The following is a 10306-nucleotide window of genomic DNA, read 5'->3' on the forward strand; positions in this document are numbered from 1 at the left end:
GGGGTTTTCGATCTCCCGCTGGATGACCCGCTTGAGGGGTCGGGCCCCAAACACGGGATCGTAGCCCAGCTCGGCCAGGTAGTCCTTGGCCTCTTCGGTGAGGACAATCTCAATCTGCTGATCCGCCAGCAACTGCTCCACCCGCCGCATCTGCAGGCTGACGATCTGGCGAATCTGCGCTTTGGTGAGGGCGTGGAAGATGATGAGTTCATCCACGCGGTTGAGGAACTCCGGCCGGAAGTGGTGCCGCAGCATGGCCAGCACCTGAGTTTTCATCTCCTCGTAGCGGCTCTCATCGCCCCCGATTTCCAGAATCAGCTCGCTGCCGATGTTGCTGGTCATGATGATGATGGTGTTCTTGAAGTCCACCGTCCGCCCCTGGGAGTCGGTGATGCGGCCATCGTCCAGCACCTGCAGCAGGATGTTGAAGACATCGGGGTGAGCTTTCTCCACCTCGTCAAAGAGCACCACCGAGTAGGGACGGCGCCGCACCGCTTCCGAGAGCTGCCCCCCTTCTTCGTAGCCCACATAGCCCGGCGGAGCCCCAATCAAGCGGGAGACAGAGTGCTTCTCCATGTACTCGGACATGTCGATGCGCACCATCGCCTCGGAGGTATCGAAGAGGAACTCCGCCAAGGCGCGAGCCAGCTCGGTCTTCCCGACGCCGGTGGGCCCCATGAACAGGAACGAGCCGATGGGTCGGTTGGGATCCTTGAGGCCGGCCCGGGCCCGCCGAATGGCAGCGGCTACGGCGGCTACCGCTTCGTCCTGGCCCACCACCCGCTGGTGCAAGTGGGCTTCCAGGCGCAGCAGCTTTTGCTTTTCCGACTCCATCAAGCTGGTGACCGGGATCCCGGTCCAGCGGGAGACGATCTCGGCAATGTCTTCGGGCGTCACCTGCTCCCGCAGCAAGGGCTCACCGTTGGCCTGCAGCTTGGCCAGGTGGGCCTCCTGCTCTTGGATCTGCCGCTCCAGCTCCATCAGCTTGCCGTATTTGAGCTCGGCAGCGCGGTTGAGGTCATATTTTTGTTCTGCCTGTTCAATCTGCAGCTTGACGGCATCCCGCTCGGCTTTGAGGTTTTGCAGCCGCTCGATGGCCTCTTTTTCCATCTGCCAACGAGCATTGAGCTCCCGCTGTCGCTCCATCAGGTTGGCCAGCTCCTGCTCGATTTTGCCCAGGCGATCTTTGGAGGCGAGGTCGTCTTCCTTCTTGAGGGAGAGCTCCTCCATCTGCAGTTGCATGATGCGCCGGTCGATTTCATCCAATTCGACGGGTTTGGAGGTGATCTCCATCTTGAGCTTGGCTGCCGCTTCGTCCACCAGGTCGATGGCCTTGTCGGGCAAAAAGCGCTCGGAGATGTAGCGGTTGGAGAGAACGGCTGCCGCCACCAAGGCCGAGTCGCTGATCTTGACCCCGTGGTGCAGCTCGTAGCGCTCTTTGAGGCCGCGCAGGATGGAGATGGTGTCTTCTACGGAGGGCTGATCCACATACACCGGCTGGAAGCGGCGCTCCAGGGCGGCGTCTTTTTCGATGTGTTTGCGGTACTCATCCAGGGTGGTGGCGCCAATGCAGCGCAATTCGCCCCGGGCCAGCATCGGCTTGAGCAGGTTGCCGGCATCCATCGCCCCCTCGGCAGCCCCCGCCCCGACCACGGTGTGCAGCTCGTCGATGAAGAGGATGATCTGCCCTTCCGATTCGGTAACCTCCTTGAGCACAGCTTTGAGGCGGTCTTCAAACTCACCGCGGTACTTGGCGCCAGCAATCAAGGAGCCCATATCTAGAGCAATGACGCGCCGGTTTTTCAACGACTCCGGCACATCTCCCCGGTTGATGCGTTGAGCGAGACCTTCGACAATGGCGGTTTTCCCCACGCCGGGTTCGCCGATGAGCACCGGGTTGTTTTTGGTGCGGCGGGAGAGCACCTGAACGACGCGGCGGATCTCGTCGTCCCGCCCGATCACCGGATCCAGCTTCCCTTCGCGGGCGGCCTTGGTCAAGTCGCGGCCATAGCGCTCCAGGGCCTCGTAGCGGGACTCAGGGTTTTTGTCGGTAACCCGCTGTTTGCCCCGCACTTGTTGGATAACGGGTTTGAGGCGCTCGACGGTCAAACCCAGGGGTGCTAAAACCCGCTTGCCCACCCGCTCGTCGTCCAGGGCTCCCAAAAGCAAGTGCTCTACCGAAATGAAGTCGTCTTCGTATTCTTTGCGAAACTCTTCAGCCCGATCCAGCGTGGTCTCCAGGCCGCGGCCCAGGTAGAGCTGATCCACCCGCGCCAGCTTGGGCTGCTGGTTGATAAAGCTTTCCACCTTGTCCCGCACCAGCCTTGGATCGAGGCCGGCCCGCTGCAAAATGGTCTGGGTGAGACCCCCTTCTTGATCGAGAAGGGAGATGAGCAAATGCTCGGTTTCCAGTTGCTGCTGCTGGTGCCGCCGGGCTACATCCTGGGATTGGACAATGGCGCTCCAGGCTTTCTCGGTAAATTGGTTGGGATTGGTGGGCTGCATAGAAGTTCAGCAGGTTTTTTACTACAGTGTATAGGAAGACAGCAGGGGAAGCGGCCATCTCGGCCCCCGCTTGGGAAAAGGGATCCTGATAATTCAGGTATCGCCCATTTTGGCCGCGCCAGAGTTCGCAACAACCGCCCCCTTTGCCCTCGATCGATGGAGGGATCCCCGCCTTATTCCTCTTCTTCGCAGGGGCGGCCCTCGCCGATCACTGCCAAATCAATTTGCTGGCGGTAGTAATCGACGTTTTTAATCTGCACTTCCACTCGATCCCCCAGACGGAACTGGCGCCGGCTCTTGCGCCCTACCAGGGCCTGCTGGCGGCTGCGGTACTCGTACCAATCGTTTTTCAGGGTGCTGACCCGCACCAACCCTTCCGCCAAGATGGGATCCACCTGCACAAAAAAGCCGTAGTTCTGGACGCCGATGATCAGGCCGGGGAACACCTCCCCCAGATGTTTTTGCATGAACTCAGAGCGCTTCAGGCCCATCAGCTCCCGTTCTGCGTGCTGCCGGATCCGGTGCCCCTCCTGGATTTTGGGCAGTTGCGCCTGGAGAAAGGCCTGCCATTCCTCCTGCAGCTTGGGTGGCAACACCTGCCAGTCGATCTGGCCGTAGCCGCCGGGGCCGTGCAGATCCACCACGGTTTTGGAGCGCGGGCTGCGGCGATCCCGTCCTTTGCTCAAGGCCAGGTGCAAAGCACGCAAATTCAGCAAATCGGCATAGCGGCGTAAAGGGGCCGTAAAGGTGGCGTAGGGTTCTTTAAGGCCCAAGCCAAAATGGCCGAGGGGCTCCTGCAGAGGCTGCAGGCAATACTCGACGGGGGGCAAAGTGGCCAACAACTGGGCCACCAAGGCTGGGCTAGTCCCTGCGGCCAACACATCGGGGGCGGTGATGCGGACACAGATCCGCTGCCAATCGGCCAAGGTCACGGCTTCTGGATCCTGCAAATTCAGATCCAGCTTCATGGCGCTGGCCAGGCGCAAAAAGTTCTGCAGGGCCTCGGCAGTGGGGGCGGACTGCACGCGGGCCAAGGAAGGGATCCCCAATTGGCGCAAATGGTGGCCCAAGGTTTGGTTGGCCAGCAGCAGCACCTCGGTCATCAGAGCGTGGGCGCCGAGGCGATCGCTGATCAAAAGGGGGCCGTAGCCGCTCTCGTCAGCGGAGTGGGGGGTGAGCAAATCCAACAGGGGCAGGTCAAAGCCGCCCGCTTGGTGACGTTTGACCCGCAGGATTTGGCTGAGGCGGAGCAGGTTTTGCAGCAGGGCCATCAATTCTGGCACCTCCTCCTCAGGGCCCAGATCCGCAGCGGTGGCCAAGAGGGCCTGCACCTGGCCATAGGAGAGGTGAGCCCGCGACTGCACCAGGCTGGGATGGATCTCGAAGCTTTGTACCACCCCCTCTGGGTCGATGGTTAACAGCAACGAATAGGCCAAGCGCTCCTGCTGCGGCAACAGAGCCAGGCGGCTGTGCACTTCCGGCGGAAAAAGAGGCAACACCCTCGTGTCGAGGTAAACGGTGGCCGTCCGCTGCTGAGCTTCTTGCTCCAGAGGATGCTCAGGATCCAGCCAGTGGGCCACGTCGGCAATGTGGATCCCCAGCAGCCAGTTGTCCTCTTCCTGCCGCTGCAGGGAGACGGCCACGTTGGGCTCGAGGCCGTGGGGGTGCTGCAGATCCAAGGGTTCTAAAGTGATGCAAAACCAATCGCGCAGATCGCGACGGCCCTTTTGGTCGGAGCGGCTCAGCTTTTTGGGCAGGGCGGCCGCGGCTTCTAGCACCGCCGGGGGAAACTCCTGCGGCAGGTCGTACTTGCAACAAACCAGATCTGCATCGATGGAGGCCTCCGGGCCGTCGCCCAAGATCTTGCGAATCGTGCCCACGGGGGGCAAATCTCCCAGCGGATAGCGCTCCACTTCCACATAGGCCACCCGACCTTCCGCCAGCTCGGCAGGGGATCCCTCCGTCAAGGCCAGCTCGAACAGCAGCCGGTCATCCAAAGGCACCACCCGAAAGTCCTGTTCCGTCTGTTTGAGGCGGCCCACCAGCGTAGGGTTGGCCCGCTCCATGACGGCCACCACCTCTCCCTCCGGGCTGCGGCGGCGATTGCCCTCTTTGGTGATCCGGGCTATCACTTGGTCGCCGTTCCAAGCGCCGCTGAGGTTGCTGCCGTGGATGTACACATCCTCCGCCCCCGGCTCATCCCGGATGGCGAAGCAAAAGCCCTTGCTGGAACAGCGCAAGCGCCCCACCACCAGGGATTCATCCGGCCTACGCCGATAGCGAGGCGGATCCCCTGTGCGTTCGAGAAACCCTGCCCGCACCAGACCATCGAGGGCAATCTCAAGCATTTCCTGCGCTTCTGGATCAGGGGATGGCAAGAGAGCAAGAAGTGTGTCTTTGTCGGTCCATTGTTCCTGAGAGAGAAAATGCTGAAAAATCCGAGAGAAGTCCATTTTGGGTGTCAGGGAAAGGAGGAGGGAAGAAGGGGGGTTAAGACAGGGCAAGACTCAACCCGTTGGCGTTAATCTCGGTGGCCGGTGACGATAAAAGCCACCCGCTGACCGATGTTGGTGCTGTGGTCGGCCAGACGTTCTAGGTAGCGGATCGCCAGCAACATCAACAGGATAGGCTCGATCGATCCCCTGATGTCCGACTGTTGCGCCAACGTATTGTAAAGGTTGGTGTAGTCTTCATCAACGGCGTCGTCTTCCCGCTTCAGTTGTCGGCCCAGCTCGGCATCCAACTCCGTCAGGGCCGCCAGGCTATGGCTGAGCATTTTCTGGCAGCGCTGCATCATCACGCGAATGTGCCTCAGCTCCGGCGGCGGCGGGTAGAAAGCCAAGCGCAAGGCCACTTCGGCCAAGTCTTTGGCGTAGTCGCCAATCCGCTCCAGATCCCGCACCAGTTGCATCAGGGCGCTGATCCAGCGCAGATCTTGTGCCACCGGCGAGCGCAAGGCGATCAAGCTAATACAATCTTTCTCGATTTGACGATAAAAACGGTCAATTTGCTTGTCTTGGGAGATGGCCTGTTCGGCAGCGGCCAAGTTCTGTTCAAACAGGGCCTGCTGGGCCAAGACCACCGATTTTTCCACCAGCGCCCCCATGCGCAGCACGTCCTGCTGAATCCGCTTGATCTGAAGTTGCAGCTCAGCTTGCCCCATGGCTTTTTCCCCATGGATGTAGGTGGGAGGGAGTGGCTGCCACTGTTGGCGGCCCCCGAAGCCAGTCGATTGCACCGGTAGATCTCAATCATGGCAAACTTCTCTCGAATCAAGAGAAAAAACAGGATGGGGATCGAGGGAGCGGCCAATTTGGGAGAGGATGATAAGGAGGGGGTGCAAGCGGGTGGGGTGTTGCGAGGTTGTCTCCGCCTGGAGGCTTGGGGCTATGCTGTCGTTCTGGATTGAGATACTCCGATGACTCGTCCCCCCATTGTCGTGCTGGATGATGATCCCACCGGATCCCAGACCGTGCACAGTTGCCTGCTGCTGACCCGCTGGGATGCGGAAACGCTCAAGCTGGGCCTGCAGGATGGCTCGCCAATTCGCTTCATTCTCACCAACACGCGATCCCTGCCGCCGGCCAAGGCTGCCGAGGTGACACGGTCGGTCTGCCGGGCCCTCAAGCAGGCCATGGGGGAGCTGGGGTGGGAGCGGGCCCTCTTTGTCAGCCGCTCCGACTCGACGCTGCGCGGGCACTACCCCTTGGAAACCGATGTCATGGCGGCGGAGCTGGGGCCTTTTGATGCCCATTTTCTGGTGCCGGCTTTTTTTGAGGGAGGGCGCATCACCCGCGACAGCGTCCACTACCTGCGGGTGGAGGGCCGCTGGGTGCCCGTGCATGAAACGGAGTTTGCCCGCGATGCGGTGTTCGGCTACCACCACAGCTATTTGCCCGACTATGTGCAGGAAAAAACCCAGGGGCGGATCCAGGCTGAGCAGGTGGTGCGATTGACGCTGGAGCAGATCCGCGCCGGCTGTCTGGAGCAGCTTTTGGGTCTAGAGGGGAATGTCTGCTGTGTGGTGGATGGAGAAACCCAAGCGGATCTGGATCGTTTTGCCCAGGATGTTTGGGCGGCTCTGGAGCAGGGGAAGCGCTTTTTGTTTCGCAGCGCCGCCAGCCTCTTGACGGCTCTAGCCCAGTTGCCGCCGCAGCCGGTTCCGCCAGAGCAAATGGGGCAGTTTGTCCGCTCCGACCGGCCAGGGGTGGTGATCGTGGGATCCCATGTGCAAAAGTCCAGCCAGCAGTTGGCCCGCCTGTTGCAGGAGCCAGGGATCCAGGGCATTGAAGTGGAGGTGAAGCGCCTGTTGGAACCGGGGCGGGAAGCGGAGCTGCTGCCGGCCATCTTGAGCCAAGTCCAGCGCGCCTACGAGCAGGGCCTGACGCCGGTGGTCTACACCAGCCGAGAAGAAGTGAGGTTCGACGGTGCCACCCCAGAGGCACGCCTGGCCTTTGGGCAGAGGGTTTCTCGTTTGTTGATGGCCATTGTGCAGGGGCTGCCGGAGGGGATTGGCTACCTGGTCAGCAAGGGCGGCATCACCTCCAACGACACCCTCAGCCTCGGCCTCAACCTGCCGGCAGTGCGGCTGCTGGGGCAGATCTACCCAGGGGTCTCCATGGTGCTCACGCCGGCGGATCACCCCCGCTTTCCCAACTTGCCGGTGGTGCTGTTTCCGGGCAACGTGGGCGAGGTGGATACGCTGGCTTTGATCCACCGTCGCCTCCACAGCCGCGGGCTGGTCTAGCCTAGAGGGAACGCTTCTGTCGGTTCTTCCCGCCATGGCTGAACTCATCTCTTCGCCTGAAGCTCTGCCCGCCTCGGAGGCCTGGTGGGGATCCCTGCGCCAGGGGCAGACGGCGTTGCCCGCGGCGGTGGTGCACCGCTGTTCTGAGCGCCTGGGCAGCCGGGATGCCGATGTGGTGATTGCCGGCGGCACCCTGGGGATCCTCTTGGGAGCGGCTTTGGCCCAGCGGGGCTGGCGGGTGATCCTCATCGAGCGGGGGAGCCTGCGGGGGCGGGAGCAGGAGTGGAACACCTCCCGGCAGGAGCTGCAGGTGTTGTTAGAGCTGGAGTTGCTCACCTCGACAGAGTGGGAGGCGGTGCAGGTGACCCACTACCCCAGGGGGCGCATTGGCTTTGGGGAGGGCCCCACCTGGTGGGTGGAAGGGGTGCTGAACGTGGGCGTGGATCCGGTCAGCTTGCTGGAGTTCCTCAAGCAGCATTTTCTGGCCTGGGGGGGCCAGGTGCGGGAGCAAACCGGGTTTCTGGGCGCCACGGTCCACCCCGATGGGATCCGCATCCAAACCACCACCGGCCAGCTCAGCGCCCAACTGCTGCTGGATGCCATGGGGCACCGCTCCCCCATCTTGGCCCAGGCCCGTCAAGGGCAGCCGCCGGACAGCGTCTGTCTGGTGGTGGGATCCTGCGCCCAGGGGCTGCCGGAGCAACCCACTGGGGATCTGTTCTACAGCTTTACCCCCGCCCAGGAGGGCTACCAGCCCTTTTGGGAGGCCTTCCCCGCCCGCGATGGCCGCACCACCTATCTCTTTACCTACTGCGACCGGGATCCCCGCCGACCCAGTCTGGAGAGGCTTTGGCAGGACTACTGCCGGCTGCTCCCTGCCTACCAGGGGGCCGAGTTGGCCCAGATCCGCTGGCTGCGCAAGCTGTGTGGTGTTTTCCCCGCCTACCGCTGCAGCCCGCTGCAACTGCCTTGGGATCGCCTCTTGGCGGTTGGCGACAGCAGCGGCAGCCAGTCGCCTTTGAGCTTTGGCGGCTTTGGGGCGATGTTGCGCCATCTGGATCGCCTGCAGCAGGGGATCCACGAGGCGCTGGTGCAGCGGCAGTTGGAGCAGGCGGCCCTGGCCCTGCTGCAGCCCTACCAGCCTAATTTGGCGGTAACCTGGCTTTTTCAGAAGGCGATGATCCCTCCTTTGGGAGAGAAAAACTGGGATCCCAACAGCATTAACCGCCTGTTGAGCAGAGTGTTTGAGGCCATGGTTGCCGCCGGCCCCCAGGTGGTGCAGCCCTTTTTGCAGGATGTGGTGCAGTTTGGCGGCTTGGCCCAGGCACTGTGGGGGGTGATGAGGCAAGATCCAGCCCTGGTGGCCGCGCTTTTGCCCCGGTTGGGGTTGCCGGAGCTGGTGGCCTGGGCGGGCCACTTTGGCGCCCTCGGCCTCTACGAGCTCTTGCAAAGGCTAGCCGACCGCCTGGAAGGGGCCCCGCAAGACTACTTCTGGCAGCGGCGGCGCGAGGCCTGGCGCTACGGCTGCGGTCGGGATGGCTGGCTGTAGACCACCACCCCATAGGGCGGCACCTCAACGGGATCCCCTTGGTTTTTTGCCGAGGATCCCTGGTCGCCGCTATCTAGAAGCTTCTCCCACCGGCCGTTGGGCCATTGGGCGTAGGTGGCTGCTTGGTCGGAGCTGAAGTTAAACAGGGCCAGAACGGCTTGGGATCCCTGCTGGCGGTGCAGGGCCAGGCCGCTTGGAGCAAACAGCTCCACCCCCACCGAACTCCGCTCCAGGTTTTGCAGCGGCGGCAGGGTCTTGCGCAGGTGAATGAGGGTTTGGTACCACCGCCGCAAGACCTGGTGGTGGCCAGCAGTGCCCAGCTCCCAGTTGAGCTTGGAGCGCAAGAAGGTCTCCTCTGCCTGGGGATCCGGCACCTCCCCCTGCCAGGCAAAGGCGCTGAACTCGCGGCGGCGTCCCTGCCGCACCGCTTCCACCAGGTCGGGATCCCCGTGGCTAATGAAGTAGAGAAACGGGGCCACCTCCCCATATTCTTCCCCCATAAACAGCAGCGGCAGCATGGGAGCCAGCAGCAGGACGGCGGCGGCCAACTTCAGGCCCTCTAGGGAAGTGAGCTGGCTGAGGCGTTCCCCCAGCCTGCGGTTGCCCACTTGGTCGTGGTTTTGGATGCAGATTACAAACTGGGAGCCCGGCCTGGCGAGAGCGGAATTGCCGTGGCGGCGGGCCCGGTAGCGGGAGTACTGCCCAGAATAGACGTAGCTCTCGCGGTAGGACTTGGCCAGGTGCTCCAATTGGCCGAAGTCTTGGTAGTAGCCTGTCTTTTCCCCGGTAAGCAGGGTGTGAACCGAGTGATGGAAGTCGTCGCACCACTGGGCATCTAGGCCGTAGCCCCCTTGCTCGCGGGGGGTGATGAGGCGGACGTCGTTGAGGTCGCTTTCGGCTACCAGAACCCTGGGCCAGCCTGTGCGCGCCTCCAGGGCCTCCACCCGCTCTGCCAATTCCTGCAAAAAGGGGTGGGCGCTGAAGTCGTAGATGGCATGCACGGCGTCCAGCCGCAGGCCGTCCAGGTGAAACTCCTCTAGCCAGTATTCGGCATTTTGCAGGAAAAACTCCCGCACGCCGTCGGAATAGCGGTCGTCGAAGTTGAGGGCCTCTCCCCAAGGGGTGCGGTACTTGTCGGTGAAGTAGGGGCCAAAGTTCCGCAGGTAGTTCCCCTCCGGCCCCAGGTGGTTGTAGACCACGTCCAAAACAACCGCCAGGCCCTGCTGGTGGCAGGCATTGACCAGCGCCTTCAGGCCCGCTGCTCCTCCATAGCTGACCTGCACGGCATAAGGATAGACGCCGTCATAGCCCCAGTTGCGCTCCCCCGGAAACTGGGCCACCGGCATGAGCTCCAGCACGTTGACCCCCAGCTCCACCAGTTGCGGCAGGCGGGGGATCAGGGCGGCAAAGGTGCCCTCCGGGGTAAAGGTGCCTACATGCAGCTCGTAGAGGATCCACTGGGAGAGCGGGATCCCCTTCCAGGCTTGATCCTGCCAGTCGAAGTG

The 10306-nt window shown here is 62.4% G+C and carries 6 protein-coding genes; 2 read left to right on the forward strand and 4 right to left on the reverse strand.

The genetic code is table 11. The features are described from left to right. The 3 genes from clpB to phoU all read right to left on the reverse strand — a co-directional run. A partial coding sequence (clpB, locus tag NW857_RS04890; protein WP_414368127.1) for an ATP-dependent chaperone ClpB occupies positions 1-2505 on the reverse strand: 2505 nt, incomplete at its 3' end. Between the two features lie 173 nt (positions 2506-2678). Then, positions 2679-4853: a ribonuclease R family protein gene (locus NW857_RS04895; protein WP_414368130.1), complete on the reverse strand. Its 2175-nt coding sequence runs from the start codon at positions 4851-4853 to the stop codon at positions 2679-2681. Positions 4854-5026: 173 nt separating this feature from the next. Beyond that, positions 5027-5668: a phosphate signaling complex protein PhoU gene (gene phoU, locus NW857_RS04900; protein ID WP_414333153.1), complete on the reverse strand. Its 642-nt coding sequence runs from the start codon at positions 5666-5668 to the stop codon at positions 5027-5029. A 255-nt stretch (positions 5669-5923) separates the two neighbouring features. On the opposite strand from phoU, the gene NW857_RS04905 reads away from it, so the two are divergent. Continuing rightward, positions 5924-7252, forward strand: coding sequence for a four-carbon acid sugar kinase family protein (locus tag NW857_RS04905; protein ID WP_414337999.1), 1329 nt, complete (start codon positions 5924-5926; stop codon positions 7250-7252). 34 nt (positions 7253-7286) lie between these two features. Further along, positions 7287-8801: an FAD-binding oxidoreductase gene (locus tag NW857_RS04910; protein ID WP_414368132.1), complete on the forward strand. Its 1515-nt coding sequence runs from the start codon at positions 7287-7289 to the stop codon at positions 8799-8801. Here NW857_RS04910 and treZ read toward each other — a convergent pair. Then, positions 8771-10306, reverse strand: a 1536-nt coding sequence (gene treZ / locus NW857_RS04915; protein WP_414368135.1) for a malto-oligosyltrehalose trehalohydrolase, incomplete at its 5' end; no start/stop codon positions are given. The genes NW857_RS04910 and treZ overlap by 31 nt on opposite strands.

This window comes from Synechococcus sp. H55.9 (genome assembly GCF_047462355.1).
Taxonomy (GTDB): domain Bacteria; phylum Cyanobacteriota; class Cyanobacteriia; order Thermostichales; family Thermostichaceae; genus Thermostichus.